Raw genomic sequence first — 15,929 nt, 5'->3', positions numbered from 1 at the left:
AAGTACGCCCGCTGGACCTGGTTCCTGGCGTCACATAACTTCACCTGTTTATCCACAAAAGGCTCAATAAATAAACATTTTGAGTACGAAAAATTACAGTGTCAGAGAATGAAATGGCGATTCGCTGTCTTCAGGCAGTGCTTTAGTACCTGGCACGTGTTCTTTCGCGCTATGATTTTTATCAATGTTTGTATCGCCTACTATTTTTTAAATGTCTGCTGTATTTCGTTCATCTTTTCAGCTGCTTTTTTACGCTGACTTTCAATGTCTTTTCTCGATTGTTCAACAAGTTGCTGTGCTTTTTCGGCTTCTTTTTTTGGGTCGAAAGGTTCTTTGATCTCATATCCGGCAATAGAACCATCCTTATTTAAGGTCATTACCGCACGTGCTGTATTTTTAGCAGTGATGGTAATGTCATAGACGAATTCGCCATTATGAGCTATCTCTGCTCGTACAACGATATCGCTATCTTCCGTAACGGAAATGATGCCACTGGCGTTAGCGCGTTTAATTGTTTCCTGAATACGCTCTGGTATAATGCTGAAATTGATCGAGTCGAATTTGAATAAAGCCTCTTTTAGTGCTTCTTGTTTTTGCTCCTCTGTTATAGTGCCAAAGATGGTTAAGTTGACAGGCGAAGGTCCCCCCCAGTAGCCGTTGTTAAATTTAAACATCTCTACTTTAGCAGGGGTGTTAACGCTCTGTCGAATGAATGAATACCCGCCCTTGAAGAAACGGACTTCAATAATCGCAAGATTGGCTCCACCTTTTGCGTTGATATTGGCAATAGCTTTTTGCATTTCGGATTTGTCGTAAAAGAACATTGATTGCTGGTGCTCTTTTTGCTGGATTTCTTGCATGTATTTCTCTTGATTTTTTTCAGCTTCCGCCATGGCATCTTTATCGTTATCACAGGCGCTAATTAGAGTTGCCGCGATGAAGGTAATCGGAAGTAAGAGATTTTTATATGTAACATGTATCTTATTCATGTGAAGTATTTCCCTTTTTTATATAAAATAGATGCCTTGACTGGTCGAGACTATCCTGGAAACATAGTAATAATGCGTGTGCATATCTGCAGTAAGTTTTAGTTATGCTGGTTTTATTTCGGATTTTTACCTGTTACTTTTTGTTCGTAAATAGGTATTTTACGTATTGATGATAAGTTTAGAACCTATCCCAGTAGGCGTAATCGTTAAAGCCAGTTTGGCGAATAAAAGAGTCTAATGGGATAGCCTCTTAATAAACAAAAAAACCAAACGTACTTTCAGAGTTCAGGCTGGAATGCGCATAGCTGATTGTTGATAAGGGCTATTCATACCGACAGGCCAGTGAAGCGATGAATGTCGGTTCCACATACCGGTCTGAGATATCAACAACAACATGTTCTGAGTGGTGGCGTTTGCGTTATATCGTCACAGACAGCGCCTCAGGGCGCTGTTTTCGATCGGACATGTCGCTTTCGCAGGAGGGGACGTTATTCGGCGACCAGCCACATATCAGCCTCTTCAAACATCTCTTCCAGCATACGGTGCAGCCGTTCTTTCTCGGTTTTTGTACAGTCACTGTTTAATGCGTTCGCCTGCATTGGCTTAACTTTCACTTGCGCGTCGGGAAAAAGTTGATGTACGCGTTTTGTGAGTTCATTGAGGATGATTTCGCGTGCGCCTGGCAAACCTTCAACATTTCGCTTGTCATAAACGAGTTCGACGAACATCGCCATTTCCTTTTTACTGGTTGGATGACCAGTATTTAAGCTGGGTATATAACTGGTGTCAAGGTTTAGCCGCCGTTTTGTCATCCTGACGTTGCGGACGTGACCGCACGTGGAAGTAAAGGTCGCTAACCTGTTGTCGTGTCATGAGGTTAGCGGCTCTCTCTTCACAGCGGTGTCCTGCTACCTGATGGTAAATTCCAGGGCGCGACTAAAATCGCAATCGGCCAACACAACAGGGTCGCCTTTTCTGACAATAATGCTATTTGTGCCCAGGCATTTTCGGCTCTGTTTCCCCTTAATTTTGTTATCATCAGTGAGCCAGCGCTGGTTATCATTACCCGTGCATGAATAAAGAATGATTGGTGTGCCTTCTTTTGTACCTTGTCCTGCGGCATCCAGACATTTCTCACCCTGCGTGATTCTATCTCGGTGAAATGAGAAAAGCTGAGATTGCACATGCTTACACTCCCGCAGCGTCAAACGATTCTGTTGATCTGGGCCTGCATCAAGGCACAGACCATCAGTTGTCCGAATTTGTTCCGCGTCATTTATGTAATAACCACCGGAATTAATTTGGTTTTGTGTAATGACCGGGAACGACAAATTAATACTATAAGGTGCGGGTAAGCCGTTCGTCGTACATCCACATAAAATAGAGGAGAGGCAGAGAACCAGTGTGGTTTTTCCTGAAAGCAAAGTCATTCAATTATTACCCTAAAAATAAATAGCGTTACAACTATATTGGCGATTTATACCCACTGAATATGACGTAGCATTGAGCGGCAATAGAGATAATTCCGATAGAATCACATAAATACTTCGGTTAAATGCGCGCAGCCAGCCACTCCTGTGACGATGGGTATATAGCGTTAAATACTTTTGCAATATTAGATGCTATCACAGTGAAAAACGGCTGTACATTTCTTCACGTTAAACAAAGTGAGAAGGGGGGACACCCGATATATGATAAAAGAGCTCACAGGAGTCATTAGCAAAATAAATCCTTTAGATCTTCGCCACTGAAAACATTCTGCAGCCTTTCAGGCAAAGCCTCATAGCAGACTGCGGAGGTATACGGGCTCGCTAAATTTTTCTGAAAAAATGCCGAGTGACGAATTATGAAAGATAAACGTTGGCGGCGGTAGGTCCGCGGAGGCCATTAATACGACAAAACTCAACGCGTATACCGGGGATAAGCGCTTCTGTTTCGTGTTGGCGACATGCTGAAATGTGGACCTGAACATCTTTGCGTCCATCGGAGGGGGTGATGAGACCTTTACCGCTCTTACAATCAAAGGTTTTGACAATTCCTGTCATTTTACGAGACAAACAAATTCCTTAATGGGGATAACGAGGCGCACTATACACGTCAGGAAAAATAATGCCAGCTATATTTGATGGCAATTAAGATTTCCGGATGGCTAAAAGTAGTCGTTCGGCACCATTGTAGATAAATAACATTATGTTCTGGAGAAAGTATTCCCTTTCCTGGCGTCGTTGGTTGGTGCGGACATCATGGGTTTTGTCGTCGGGCAGGAAGGTGAACTAATCTGCCTGGCTTGCTTTTTATCGGTATTTGTAGGTGGTTGCGGGGTTTTACTACCAAAATCGTAGATAAAAATTTCCCATGATGCCTGTTGTAAACCAGAACAATGGTCTGAACTGGCCAAAACATGGAATGAAAAAATAAGTAATGTCCAAAGCATAAAAGCATGATGTTTCATAGCACCTCCTGTTATATGTAATGACTTGTGAAGTTCATCTCCTGAATTATGGAGCGTCATTGACATTTTTTATTCAACGAAGAGTTAACCACTCTTAATAATAATGGGTTTTATAGCGAAATAGACTTTTTTATCGAGTGTTTAATATTTGCGTCCGTTATTATTTTTCTGGAATGTAAATTTTCTCTCAACACGGGTGATATTTATGTTGGAATTGTGGTGTTGATTCTATTCTTATAACAAGAAATGTTGTAACTGATAGACATATTAAAAGATTAAATCGGAGCGGGAATAAATCGTGCTAAGCATCATGGTGAATATGATTACGGTGCCAGCGATGGCATATAACGGTATTGCGGCTGGAGCGTCACGTGAGGACTGTGAAGCACAATGCGATATGTTCTGGTTATATGGCGAGTTTGCTTAATGACATGTTTTTAGCCGATCGGCGTCAGGTTTCTTAATGTGGTTGTGAGGTTTTTGCTTTAAATATTAAATGGTTGTATGGCGAGTTTGTTGTTCTATAGTGGCTAAATACTTTATGGTTTCTGTTAAATATATATGCGTGAGAAAAATTAGCATTCAAATCTATAAAAGTTAGATGACATTGTAGAACCGGTTACCTAAATGAGCGATAGAGTGCTTCGGTAGTAAAAATATCTTTCAGGAAGTAAACACATCAGGAGCGATAGCGGTGAATTATTCGTGGTTTTGTCGATTCGGCATAGTGGCGATAACTGAATGCCGGATCGGTACTGCAGGTGTTTAAACACACCGTAAATAATAAGTAGTATTAAGGAGTTGTTATGAAAAATATTATTTTATCCACTTTAGTTATTACTACAAGCGTTTTGGTTGTAAATGTTGCACAGGCCGATACTAACGCCTTTTCCGTGGGGTATGCACAAAGTAAAGTTCAGGATTTCAAAAATATCCGAGGGGTAAATGTGAAATACCGTTATGAGGATGACTCTCCGGTAAGTTTTATTTCCTCGCTAAGTTACTTATATGGAGACAGCCAGGCTTCCGGGTCTATTGAGCCTGAAGGTATTCATTACCATGACAAGTTTGAGGTGAAGTACGGCTCTTTTATGGTTGGGCCAGCCTATCGATTGTCTGACAATTTTTCGTTATACGCGCTGGCGGGTGTCGGCACGGTAAAGGCGACGTTTAAAGAACATTCCACTCAGGATGGCGATTCTTTTTCTAACAAAATTTCCTCAAGGAAAACGGGATTTGCCTGGGGCGCGGGTGTACAGATGAATCCGCTGGAGAATATCGTCGTTGATGTTGGGTATGAAGGAAGCAACATCTCCTCTACAAAAATAAACGGCTTCAACGTCGGGGTTGGATACCGTTTCTGAAAAGCATAAGCTATGCGGAAGGTTCGCCTTCCGCACCGCCAGTCAATAAAACAGGGCTTCTTTACCAGTGACACGTACCTGCCTGTCTTTTCTCTCTTCGTCATACTCTCTTCGTCATAGTGACGCTGTACATAACATCTCACCAGCATAAGCACAGATAAAGGATTGTGGTAAGCAATCAAGGTTGCTCAGGTAGGTGATAAGCAGGAAGGAAAATCTGGTGTAAATAACGCCAGATCTCACAAGATTCACTCTGAAAAATTTTCCTGGAATTAATCACAATGTCATCAAGATTTTGTGACCGCCTTCGCATATTGTACCTGCCGTTGAACGACTACTGAAAAGTAGCAAGGTATGTATTTTATCCAGGAGAGCACCTTTTTTGCGCCTGGCAGAAGTCCCCAGCCGCCACTAGCTCAGCTGGATAGAGCATCAACCTCCTAAGTTGATGGTGCGAGGTTCGAGGCCTCGGTGGCGGTCCAATGTGGTTATCGTATAATGTTATTACCTCAGTGTCAGGCTGATGATGTGGGTTCGACTCCCACTGACCACTTCAGTTTTGAATAAGTATTGTCTTGCAATCCTGTTACAGAATAATTTCATTTATTACGTGACAAGATAGTCATTTATAAAAAATGCACAAAAATGTTATTGTCTTTTATTACTTGTGAGTTGTAGATTTTTCTTATGCGGTGAATCCCCCTTTGCGGCGGGGCGTCCAGTCAAATAGTTAATGTTCCTCGCGAACCATATTGACTGTGGTATGGTTCACCGGGAGGCACCCGGCACCGCAATTTTTATAAAATGAAATTCACACCCTATGGTTCAGAGCGGTGTATTTTTACATCAGGTGGGCAAGCATAATGCAGGTTAACGTGAAAGATACGATCAATAGTAGAAACCAGTGATTTCGTTTATGGCCTGGGGATTTAACCGCGCCAGAGCGTATGCAAGACCCTGGCGCGGTTGGCCGGTGATCGTTCAATAGTGCGAATATGAATGGTTACCAGCCGCTGCGAATTCTACCTGGGTCACTTAATAAAGCAAAACATTTAAACACTCAACAACGACAATTCAGACAGTTCGAACTTTTCTTTAAAAATAGGATTAACCACGTTCAAAAGTGGTTACTAATTAGCCATTATACTATGGTAGTGATTCACATATTCTTTAACGTTACGTTACAGAAAGGTTGAAGTGGAAATGCCTGATGAGCCTTCAGGCATTTCTTAAGGTTAGTTAGCTAAGGAACAGTTACTGAGAACAGGTTTATCATCACCTTCCACCAGTTCAGCCGTTTTGCCTTTGGTATAAAGTTTATAAGTATAATTTTTGTCTATGGCTTCGTAATTTGCTCCGGAGGCCATTTTCATTAACCGCATCGGGATCATCTCGTTTACCTGACTGATAATCGCATAGGCGTTTCCAGCCTCGGTGTTGACGTAAATCACCTCCATAACCTGGTTATCATTACAGGTGTATATAGATTTAGAAATCTCCTGCGAAGCTGCTATAGATGTGGAACTGGCGCTAAGTGTCGCGAGAAAGAGGGTAAATGGGATCAATTTACGTTTCATCATTAGTATCCTTTGTGCATAAAATTGTCGTTAATTCCCTGAAGAACGGGAGATAAGGCGGCATCAATACGATGAATGCTGTAGTATTCCTGTTTACTGACGAAAAGTGCGCCAGAAAAGCGTATTATAATTTATCCATCACTGGCATATGTGATGAGTAGACAAATCTTAAAATCATAAACTATAGGCTGCAAATCATTATGGTGCGATAGAAAATGATTGTCACCACTGCTCAATACTATGGCATAAAAATCGAAGAAAACGGTACTGTTCACTGTCTCGTTTCATACGGTATCTGTCAGTGAAACTATTTCTTCAAATGATGGTCTTTTTATTATCGATCAGATAATGGCATCAACAGGGGTTATTCAGGAGTATATGTGAAAAAGTGGCTTATAGGAGGGATATTGATCGCAAGTTTTCTGACCGGTTGTCTGATGTGGCACAACATTGATAAATGGTTTAATAAAGATATCGAATTTTTCTACGTCGGAGACGATAGCTAAAATTCCAGTCAGTTGGCAACGGGGGTCATATCTTCAGGTATGGCGCCCGGAGTAGCCGGGCGCAAATCGTAGGTGTATAAATGTCATTTCATTAAAATTTTAGCGACAACATGGACAGTCACTACCGCGTGCTAGCGGCCCTCTGAAGTCACAAGATGAATAAGCCAGTTTTTTGTTTCAGCGGTGACTGAAACATATTTTGTTCCTGGTGGGCTTACCGCCAGTTGCTGAAAAAGACAACGATGATGTAACTGTTGCAGAGACTGACGAATACGACGACCGTGAATTTTATTTTTGGCGACCATATTTCCTCCCAAAAGGCCGCCCGAAGGCGGCGCTGGGTTTGATAATGGAGAAGGGCGTTGGTCACTGCCATAACCAACCTGTATACACTAATGCAATTGATAATCATTATCAATTGTGGTGGTGAAGAAAATTGTAAAGATGAAGGGACAGCGGAAATGGCAATGAACGGGATGAGACTTTTCGTTAACTACTTAAATTCGTGACTAAAAAAAGGCTTTTATAGACTTGAAAATGTTTTTTCCGTCCCTATGTAGTCAGTGGACAAGCAATGCTTGCCTTGATGTTGAACTTTTGAATAGTGATTCAGGAGGTTAATGATGGCACTCAGAACCTTGTCAGCACTTCCCGTGTTTGCTGATTCTCTTTTCTCTGACCGTTTCAACCGTATTGATAGACTTTTCAGTCAATTAACAGGAGATACGCCAGTCGCTGCGACGCCAGCTTACGATCTGCAAAAGCGCGATGCGAATAACTATCTGCTTACCGTGAGCGTTCCTGGCTGGAAAGAGGAAGAGCTTGAAATTGAAACGGTTGGCGGCAACCTGAATATTACGGGTAAACACACTGAAGAGACGGTAGAGGATCAGACGCACTGGATTTATCGTGGTATTCGTAAGGCGGATTTCCAGTTGAGTTTTTCTTTGCCTGAACATGCTAAGGTGAATAATGCGAAACTGGAACAGGGCCTCTTGTTGGTCGAGATTTACCAGGAGATCCCTGAAAGCGAGAAACCGAAAAAAATTGCCATAGAAAGCAAACCAAAGGCGATTGAACACAAATCATAATCGCGTTAATAGAGGCCCGTTTAGACGGGCCTTCATTGCCTGTAGCGAAAAGTATCCCGTCATGCTTGTAGGCACAGATCGCTAAATATTATAGCTCTGACCTCTATATTATCCCGTGCCACTGACCTCGTCGCCATTGGACGGCGGTAAGTTGGAATTATCCGCGAGGTCAGTCCAATTTTTGTCCACTCTTGACATTCTGCCTGTTATGGGCGCGATATCTGAACATAAATTCGTATAGCGGTTCATCGTTTTCACCGCGTTGATGCTATTTCTGCTAACACTACTTTCATACGTAAAAAAGCTGATGCTTTTTACCTTATTTAATAGAGGCAGGTATGAAATTAGCGCTCGTCAATCGGCAGGTCATTTTACCGGAAAGCAGAACCGAGTCCTTCCAGTGCCATGCCTCTACGCTTGTTCGCTTACCGTGCGGTACGCTCGTGGCCGCATGGTTCGCGGGGTTGCGCGAAGGAAGCGAAGATACAGCCATCTGGCTATCTCGCTATGAACATAATCTCTGGACAACACCGCAGCGAGTGGCGGCACGCGAGGGGGAAGCGCACTGGAATCCGGTGTTATTTTACCCGTCGGATAAATTGTGGTTATTTTATAAAGTAGGCAGCGACGTACACGTGTGGAAAACCTGGTTTATCACCTCCAGCGATCGAGGATTTACCTGGAGTACGCCAGCTCCGTTGGTTAACGATGATATTTTGCCGCGCGGTCCCGTAAAAAATAAACTCCTGCTGGCATCAAATGGCGCCTGGATTGCGCCAGGGTCGATTGAAAGTCCTGAACGGTGGAGGGCATTTGTGGATCGATCCTCTGACGAAGGAAAACACTGGAATATCTCTTTTGTTCCGCTGGAGCCTGATAACGCTATTTCCGGGACAAACGTAGCGTTGTGGGATGGTGTAAAAAAGGGGATGTTGTGGGAATGTTGTCTGGAAAACCTCCTGCGCTGGGATGGCGTTATTCAGCCTACGCTGTGGGAGTCTTCTCCGGGGCATATCCATATGTTGTTACGAAGCACACGCGGGGCAATTTTTCGCAGTGATTCAATCGACTATGGCGCTACCTGGTCTGTTGCCCGCGCGACATCTTTACCGAATAATAATAGTGGTATCGATCTGGTTAGTATGCAGGACGGTACGCTGATTCTTGCGTTAAATCCGGTCAACGGCAACTGGGGAAAGCGCTATCCGCTTTCACTGATTGCTTCCCAGGATAATGGCGAATCATGGCTACCGCTACTGGACCTGGAAAGTGACCACGGTGAGTATTCTTATCCCGCTATTATTAGCGAGGGCGGCGTCGTACATATCACCTACACGTGGAACCGGAAAAATATCGTATATTGTCGATTACAAACGGTATAAGGCGCTATCAGTCGAAACCGATAGCGCTGGAATAATAATGCCTTGCCCGGCGTGCTCTCTCACGTCGGGATGGCCGAAATAGTCATGATTTACCGGGTAACATCCTTGAAAATGTATCGTCTTTTTGTATGTAATGGTGAAACAACGCCGCTGCTGCATGCATGGCAATCAGGAAATAGCCGATATTGGCCAGCATTTCATGAATACGCTTTATATCCGATTTTAGGGTGCTATCTGGCGTCAAAAATACCGGTACAGTAAAACCAAAAAAGCTCCAGCTTTTCCCGCCTGATGCCATCATCGCGACGCCCAGCAGCGGTAAGGCGAGAAAAGTGAGATAAAGCGCGATATGCATTAATTTAGCGGCTACGTGCTGCCAGTGAGGAGGGGGAGGCGTAATGACCGGATCCGGGTATTTGTGTTTAAGATATAACCGTAAAAACATCAGCGCCCAGACCAGAACGCCCATGTCATAGTGCATGTCTTTCATAAACAGGTAAACGCTGGAGCCTTTTGGCGCCCACCCCCGTAACTCAATAGCCGCATATGCGATGCCTGTCAGGAGCAGTGTTAACCAGTGAAGCGTTATTTGCAGTCTTGAGAAATGTGCCATTATTATTATCCTTTATTAACAACTGCTTGTAGGGTATGCGTAAAATCTTAACAGAACCTTAAAGCGGGGGCTGAGTCGCAAGGAACAGACAGAGATAGCGGCACGTAAAATGGGATAAAAAGCCGGCGGCATCGCCGGCTTACTGTTGTTATTGTCCTCTTACGACAACACAGGTTTTACCATAAAACGGATATGAGCCTGTAGTTTCATAATCAACACTCGACACTAAAGAAATATCGCCCGCTTTTTTCGCTGAATCAATAGATGCGTCGCCGGTATTTACAATACCCAATACCGTTTGCGCACACGCTTTACCGGTTTTGGTTGCCGGGAGACTCGTGGCAGTAATTGGCCCTTTAACATCCGTATATAAGCCAATCCCTGTCGGTGATGGTCCTGTAGCACACCCCGTTAAAAGAGAACCAATAAAGATAATTGAAAAAATGTGTTTTTTATTTGTCATGGGATTAGTCCATTATAAATTAATAGAAAACTTACCGTCCGAAAATGTCCGGACAGTCATTTAAAAAGTGGTGTATATTAAATATGCGGTATTACTCTTTGCACCCTCCTGTTGATGTCGTACCTGATGGACAAATATCCGTTGAAGCCGGATATATTCCCCATGCCGTGTTTTTATAACTTGCGCACCCTGTCAGCAATGAGAACAGTACGGCTAAAAAAATCATCACGAGCCCTGGCGGCGTTAACATTTTTCGGTTGGACTCCATAGCATGTCATTTCATCGGGTTGCCATATGACTGGCGTTCTGCTGGTAAGTTTCATTAACGCCCGGTTCGTTTAATATTGGTTTAGGTTTAAAGCCATGAAGCGCTAATTACGATACCTTCTTACGTTTCAGTACTGACTAATAACGTTGAGAAAATGAACAGCGTCGGATGGGAAGACGTAATACAGAATAGAAAGGAAATAAGAGAATAAGATGGCGTTAATTAACCCGGTATTCCTGGCGTCATTTCCCTTGCGTTTTATCCCCGTCAAAAGCGGCCTTTAGCCCACGTTGGCGCTCCCGACGTTTGTGCGTATGATGTTTTTAAAAGATCGTCATACTTTCTGTTCTGCATCAATTTTTTCCTTACAAATGCTCGCCATAATGCCGTCCTCAGGAGGTCTCTCGACGTTTATGCTGCGCCGGGAGAAACAAAAACAACGTATAATCTGGGGTAAACTGATGATTAAAGGCAAACTGGCGCTCATAACGTGCGCGCTGACTCTGGCATTCACCTCGCCGCTTTTCGCCGCGTCGGACACGGCAGATGGCCATACCTTAAAGCTGGCCATTGGCCCTGAGCCAACGGAAGGCTTTGATCCTATGCTGGGCTGGAGCCACGGCAGTTACTTATTGCTTCATGCGCCGTTGCTCAAGCAAAACGCCGATATGAGTTGGGGTAATTTACTGACGGAAAAAGTGGACACCAGCCCCGATGGTAAAACCTGGATACTGACCTTAAAACCCGGGCTGAAATTCTCCGATGGCTCGCCATTAACTGCCGAAGATGTCGTTTTTACATATAACAAAGCGGCGAAGAGCGGCGGTAAAATTGACATGGGCAACTTTAGTCATGCGCGAGCGCTGGATGCGCGCCGAATTGAGATGACGCTGAGCCATCCGCAGAGCACCTTTGTGAATGTATTAGGATCGTTAGGGATTGTTCCGGCCAGCCGTTATGATGAAAAAACGTTCGCCCGTGAACCGATAGGCGCCGGTCCATACCGACTGGTCAGCTTTCAGCCGGGTCAGCAACTGATCGTTGAAGCTAATCCCTGGTATGCGGGTAAAAAGAATGACTTTAACCGGCTGGTTTTTGTCTTTCTGGATGAAGATAATGCTTATGCCGCCGCGCGCAGCGGACAGTTAGGTCTGGTGCGCATTGCCCCTTCTATGGCGGTGGCCCCGCAGCAGGATAATCTTAAACTCTGGGTACGCGATAGCGTTGAAAACCGGGGCATTGTCTTCCCGATGGTGCCTGCCGGTAAAAAGGATGCTAACGGTTATCCTGTCGGCAACGATGTGACCGCTGATGTCGCTATCAGACGCGCAATTAACTATGCCATTAATCGTAAGCAACTGGCGGAACAGGTGATGGAAGGCCATGCGATACCCGCCTATAGCGCGGTGCAGGGATTGCCGTGGCAAAATCCTTCAGTGATATTCAGCGATGGCGATATTGCAAAAGCGCGCGCCATCCTGGAAGAGGCCGGCTGGAAGATAAACAGTGCGGGCGTGCGTGAAAAAGCAGGTAAAGAAGCGCGTCTGACCTTATGGTATGCCAGTGGCGACAGCACCCGACGGGATCTGGCCGAGGCGGTGCGCGCCATGTTGCAGCCTTTAGGCATTGTCGTCTCGTTGCAATCGGGAAGCTGGGAAACTGTAGAGCGCCATATGCACGCTAACCCTACGCTGTTTGGCTGGGGAAGTCTGGACCCGATGGAACTCTTCCATCACTACAGCGGGAAAGCCGCTGGTGTGGAATATTATAACCCGGGCTATTACAGCAACCCTGCGGTAGAAGCACATCTGAAACAGGCTATAGATGCGCCTGACTGGCAAAAGGCGATTCCTTTCTGGCAGCAGGTTGAGTGGGATGGGAAGCAGGGCGCGGGCGTTCAGGGCGATGCGGCATGGGCATGGCTGCTTAATATTCAGCATACCTATCTGGCCAACCCCTGTATTGATCTGGGAAAAGGCGCGCCAGAAATCCACGGTAGCTGGTCGGTGTTAAACAATCTTGATGACTGGACCTGGACCTGTCGGTGATGAAATTGTTCTTCAGTCATTTTTTGCGGCTGATTATTCTGTTGGTGCTGGTGGCTGCCGGCACCTTCATTTTGCTTAGCTTTTCGCCCGTTGATCCTATCCGCGCTTATATTGGCAACGATCTGCTCCATGTTCCACCAGAACAATATGCGCGGATTGCGGCGCGCTGGGGGCTTGACCAGCCGCTGTGGGAGCGTTTCGGTCACTGGTTTTGGCGTCTGCTCCAGGGTGACATGGGGTATTCCATGCTGTTCAACATGCCTGTCGCCAGCGTGATCCGGGAACGTTTTGCGACGTCATTCGCGCTGTTGGCAGGCGCCTGGCTATTGTCTGGTGTGCTGGGCGTGACATTGGGTTTTCTGGCCGGACGTTTTCTCCACCGCTGGCCGGATAAGATGATTTGCCGTATCAGCTACTTATTGTCATCGTTGCCCACTTTCTGGATAGCAATGCTGCTGCTGGCGCTGTTTGCCGTCCGCTGGCCGGTGTTACCTGTTTGTTGCGCCTGGGACCCCGGAAATAATGCAGGAACAGCTCTTTTATCGGAACGTTTACGCCATCTTGTGTTGCCGGTATGTGCATTAAGTCTGTTGGGCATGGGGCAAATTGCGCTGCATACGCGAGAAAAAATAGCCAGCGTAATGAAGAGCGAATTTATTCGTTTTGCGCGCGCTCAGGGGGATAAAGGATGGTCGCTGTTACGTCACCAGGTGTTACGTCATGCGATTACCCCAGCGCTCTGCTTACAATTTGCTTCTCTGGGCGAACTGATGGGGGGGGCGTTACTGGCAGAAAAAGTCTTTGCGTATCCGGGGTTGGGACAGGCTACTATCGATGCCGGCCTGCGTGGCGATGTCCCGCTACTCATGGGGATCGTTTTATTCTGTACGCTATTAGTGTTTGCCGGAAATACGATTTCAGCCTGGCTTGTGGTGGTGCTTAATCGATCGCTGGAGCGTCCCGATGCTCTATAATCCTGCCCCGACGTTGTTTCGTCTGATCCTCTCCGTTACCTGTCTGCTGTTTATTGCCGGATACGGTTATGCCACGTTGAGCCAGCCGCCAGAGGTTAATCTGCTTGCCCGGCATCTGTCGCCTGATATCCAGCACTGGTTTGGCACCGATAATCTGGGGCGTGATGTATGGCTTCGTTGCTTTCAGGGGGCCTTCACCAGTTTACAAATTGGCGTTGGCGCCGCGCTGTGCAGCGGCGTTATCGCGCTAGTGATGGCGGCAGTGGCGCGTATTCATCCCCGGCTGGACCTCCTGATGCGGCTGATAACCGATGCTATGCTCGCCATGCCGCATTTACTTCTGCTGATCCTTATCTGTTTTACACTCGGCGGCGGTAAAAGCGGCGTCATTGCGGCCGTGGCGTTAACGCACTGGCCCCGTCTGGCGCTGATTCTGCGCGCCGACGCGGAGCGGGTAGCGCAGAGTGACTACCTGACATTGACCTATCGTCTGGGGCATGGACACCTTTATTGCTGGCGATATCACTATTTTCCGGCGCTATTGCCGCAATGGTTGACGGGAACGTTATTGATGTTTCCTCATGCGGTATTGCACAGCGCGGCGTTAAGTTTTCTGGGGTTTGGGCTGGCGCCGCATGAGCCTTCGCTGGGGCTGTTGCTGGCGGATGCGTTACGGTTTATTAGCCATGGTAACTGGTGGCTGGTGCTGTTTCCCGGCCTAATGTTATTCACGCTGGTGATGCTCTTCGATCAGTTTGCGCGCGCCATTCAGCGGCTGTGGCTAAGGAGTGACGTATGCTGAGTTTACAACAGGTTACGCTGGAAAGCGCGCGTTATCGCTGGTATGGCGCGAGACGCTGGTCGCCGTTATTACAGAATGTCTCTTTTGATATCGCGCCCGGCGAAATGGTGGCATTGGTTGGCGGCAGCGGGGAGGGCAAAAGTCTGCTGCTGCAATGCCTGCTCGATCTGCTGCCGGAAAATTTACGCTTTCGGGGGGAGATTACGCTTGATGGCAACCGGCTGGACAGACATACCATCAGGCAGCTTAGGGGCAATACGTTTAGCTACGTGCCGCAGGGGGTACAGGCGCTTAATCCCATGCTGAATATTAGAAAACATTTGAACAGAGCATGTCATCTGACCGGACGCGCCTGGGATGAGACGCAAATGGTACAGCTATTACAGCAGAGCGATCTTGCACCGACAGTCCTGGAACGCTTTCCCCGCCAGCTCTCCGGCGGGATGGCTAAACGAATTCTGGCGTGCCACGCCTCGCTTAGCCAGGCTCGTTATATCCTCGCGGATGAGATCACCGCCTGGCTTGATACCGCACTGGCAAACCAGTTGCTCGAGCACTTGCGAGGTCTTTGCAAGCGGGGATGCGGCGTGCTGTGGGTGACTCATGACCTGCTGCTGGCGGCGCGGTATGCCGATCGCATTGTGGCGCTGCATCAGGGTTATATCACGGACAATATCCGCTGCGAGCAGTTACAGCCGGAAGAGATGAGTGAGCCGTTAAAACGGCAATGGCAGGCATTGCCTGAACTAAACCCGTTATTTATGCCGACCGGAGAGGGAATAGAATGCTAAGCTGCCGCGACCTCGTTATTCGTCAGGGCGGGAAAGTCTTATGGCAGAACCTGACGTTTACGATTTCTGCCGGTGAACGGGTAGGAATTCATGCGCCAAGCGGAACGGGGAAAACAACGTTGGGGCGCGTCCTGGCCGGATGGCAAAAGCCGACGGCGGGCGACGTTCTGCTGGACGGCAGCCCGTTACCCCTGCATCAGTATTGTCCGGTACAGCTTGTTCCCCAGCATCCTGAACTGACGTTTAATCCCTGGCGAAGCGCCGGAGACGCTGTGCGTGATGCCTGGCAGCCTGACCTGGAAACGATGAGGCGTTTGCATGTGCAGCCCGAGTGGCTGACGCGTCGGCCAATGCAGCTCTCAGGCGGGGAGTTGGCGCGTATTGCGATACTGCGCGCGCTTGACCCACGAACGCGTTTTCTGATTGCCGACGAAATGACGGCGCAACTCGATCCGTCTATTCAAAAAGCGATATGGGGATACGTGCTTGAGGTGTGCCGCAGCCGTTCATTAGGGATGTTGGTGATTAGTCATCAGTCTGCGCTACTTGATCAAGTCTGTACCCGCCATTTACAGGTGGAATAGCCGCAAGTCGTTTCTCCGCATTGCC

At 46.8% G+C, this 15,929-nt stretch carries 17 protein-coding genes, 1 tRNA gene and 1 pseudogene; 11 read left to right on the top strand and 8 right to left on the bottom strand.

The genetic code is table 11. From position 1 onward, the window contains the following. Positions 1-200 precede the first annotated feature (200 nt). The 5 genes from envF to pagD form a co-directional block, all read right to left on the bottom strand. Positions 201-989 carry a putative envelope lipoprotein EnvF gene (envF, locus tag ACLJPQ_RS00710; RefSeq protein WP_023203476.1) on the bottom strand — a complete coding sequence of 263 codons (789 nt, stop codon included), beginning with the start codon at positions 987-989 and terminating at the stop codon, positions 201-203. A 488-nt stretch (positions 990-1,477) separates the two neighbouring features. Next, positions 1,478-1,717, bottom strand: a complete 240-nt coding sequence (gene msgA / locus ACLJPQ_RS00705; protein WP_000497451.1) for a virulence protein MsgA — start codon at positions 1,715-1,717, stop codon at positions 1,478-1,480. 180 nt (positions 1,718-1,897) lie between these two features. After that, the gene (locus ACLJPQ_RS00700; RefSeq protein ID WP_023195340.1) at positions 1,898-2,419 is read right to left on the bottom strand and encodes an RICIN domain-containing protein; all 522 of its coding nucleotides are present in this window, start codon (positions 2,417-2,419) and stop codon (positions 1,898-1,900) included. 414 nt (positions 2,420-2,833) lie between these two features. Then, positions 2,834-3,046 (bottom strand): cold shock-like protein CspF, encoded by a 213-nt coding sequence (gene cspF / locus ACLJPQ_RS00695; protein WP_001537306.1) that lies wholly within the window; start codon positions 3,044-3,046, stop codon positions 2,834-2,836. A 131-nt stretch (positions 3,047-3,177) separates the two neighbouring features. After that, positions 3,178-3,441, bottom strand: coding sequence for a virulence protein PagD (gene pagD / locus ACLJPQ_RS00690; protein WP_024137295.1), 264 nt, complete (start codon positions 3,439-3,441; stop codon positions 3,178-3,180). A 298-nt stretch (positions 3,442-3,739) separates the two neighbouring features. Between pagD and ACLJPQ_RS00685 the strand changes: the two genes are divergently transcribed. The 3 genes from ACLJPQ_RS00685 (at position 3,740) to ACLJPQ_RS00675 (ending at position 5,287) form a co-directional block, all read left to right on the top strand. Then, positions 3,740-3,868: a hypothetical protein gene (locus ACLJPQ_RS00685; RefSeq protein WP_023215762.1), complete on the top strand. Its 129-nt coding sequence runs from the start codon at positions 3,740-3,742 to the stop codon at positions 3,866-3,868. Between the two features lie 379 nt (positions 3,869-4,247). Beyond that, positions 4,248-4,805, top strand: a complete 558-nt coding sequence (pagC, locus tag ACLJPQ_RS00680) for a virulence membrane protein PagC (RefSeq protein WP_000789472.1) — start codon at positions 4,248-4,250, stop codon at positions 4,803-4,805. Between the two features lie 405 nt (positions 4,806-5,210). Further along, positions 5,211-5,287: transfer RNA gene (locus tag ACLJPQ_RS00675), tRNA-Arg, on the top strand. Positions 5,288-6,040: 753 nt separating this feature from the next. Here ACLJPQ_RS00675 and ACLJPQ_RS00670 read toward each other — a convergent pair. Further along, a complete protein-coding gene (locus tag ACLJPQ_RS00670; RefSeq protein WP_000977728.1) occupies positions 6,041-6,385 on the bottom strand; it encodes a c-type lysozyme inhibitor in 345 nt (114 codons plus the stop codon). A 702-nt stretch (positions 6,386-7,087) separates the two neighbouring features. Here ACLJPQ_RS00670 and ACLJPQ_RS00665 point away from each other — a divergent pair. From ACLJPQ_RS00665 to ACLJPQ_RS00655, 3 genes and pseudogenes are all read left to right on the top strand, one after another. Further along, positions 7,088-7,359: pseudogene (locus tag ACLJPQ_RS00665) on the top strand (hypothetical protein). A 152-nt stretch (positions 7,360-7,511) separates the two neighbouring features. Continuing rightward, entirely contained in the window at positions 7,512-7,979 is a 468-nt protein-coding gene (locus ACLJPQ_RS00660; RefSeq protein ID WP_001218118.1) for an Hsp20 family protein, read from the top strand. A gap of 338 nt (positions 7,980-8,317) precedes the next feature. Continuing rightward, entirely contained in the window at positions 8,318-9,361 is a 1,044-nt protein-coding gene (locus ACLJPQ_RS00655; protein ID WP_080184901.1) for a sialidase family protein, read from the top strand. A gap of 82 nt (positions 9,362-9,443) precedes the next feature. Here ACLJPQ_RS00655 and ACLJPQ_RS00650 read toward each other — a convergent pair whose 3' ends face one another. After that, positions 9,444-9,974, bottom strand: a complete 531-nt coding sequence (locus ACLJPQ_RS00650) for a cytochrome b (protein WP_000929974.1) — start codon at positions 9,972-9,974, stop codon at positions 9,444-9,446. Positions 9,975-10,122: 148 nt separating this feature from the next. Then, complete coding sequence (locus tag ACLJPQ_RS00645; protein ID WP_000182479.1) at positions 10,123-10,437, bottom strand: TRL-like family protein; 315 nt, start codon at positions 10,435-10,437, stop codon at positions 10,123-10,125. A 681-nt stretch (positions 10,438-11,118) separates the two neighbouring features. On the opposite strand from ACLJPQ_RS00645, the gene ACLJPQ_RS00640 reads away from it, so the two are divergent. The 5 genes from ACLJPQ_RS00640 to ACLJPQ_RS00620 are packed head-to-tail and all read left to right on the top strand — an operon-like array spanning position 11,119 to position 15,904. Further along, positions 11,119-12,753, top strand: coding sequence for an ABC transporter substrate-binding protein (locus tag ACLJPQ_RS00640; protein WP_080184902.1), 1,635 nt, complete (start codon positions 11,119-11,121; stop codon positions 12,751-12,753). Then, a complete protein-coding gene (locus ACLJPQ_RS00635) occupies positions 12,753-13,727 on the top strand; it encodes an ABC transporter permease (protein ID WP_001520270.1) in 975 nt (324 codons plus the stop codon). Before ACLJPQ_RS00640 ends, ACLJPQ_RS00635 begins: the two co-directional genes overlap by 1 nt. Further along, positions 13,717-14,529: an ABC transporter permease gene (locus ACLJPQ_RS00630; RefSeq protein ID WP_000966637.1), complete on the top strand. Its 813-nt coding sequence runs from the start codon at positions 13,717-13,719 to the stop codon at positions 14,527-14,529. Before ACLJPQ_RS00635 ends, ACLJPQ_RS00630 begins: the two co-directional genes overlap by 11 nt. Further along, positions 14,523-15,320 carry an ATP-binding cassette domain-containing protein gene (locus ACLJPQ_RS00625; RefSeq protein ID WP_080184903.1) on the top strand — a complete coding sequence of 266 codons (798 nt, stop codon included), beginning with the start codon at positions 14,523-14,525 and terminating at the stop codon, positions 15,318-15,320. Before ACLJPQ_RS00630 ends, ACLJPQ_RS00625 begins: the two co-directional genes overlap by 7 nt. Further along, complete coding sequence (locus tag ACLJPQ_RS00620; RefSeq protein ID WP_000947454.1) at positions 15,314-15,904, top strand: ATP-binding cassette domain-containing protein; 591 nt, start codon at positions 15,314-15,316, stop codon at positions 15,902-15,904. The genes ACLJPQ_RS00625 and ACLJPQ_RS00620 overlap by 7 nt, the downstream gene beginning before the upstream one ends. Positions 15,905-15,929: the final 25 nt, after the last annotated feature.

This window comes from Salmonella sp. SAL04213 (assembly GCF_046550535.1).
Classification (GTDB): Bacteria; Pseudomonadota; Gammaproteobacteria; order Enterobacterales; family Enterobacteriaceae; genus Salmonella; species Salmonella enterica.
The sequence above is the reverse complement of the archived record's forward strand: the minus strand, read 5'-3'. Positions and strand labels throughout refer to the sequence as shown.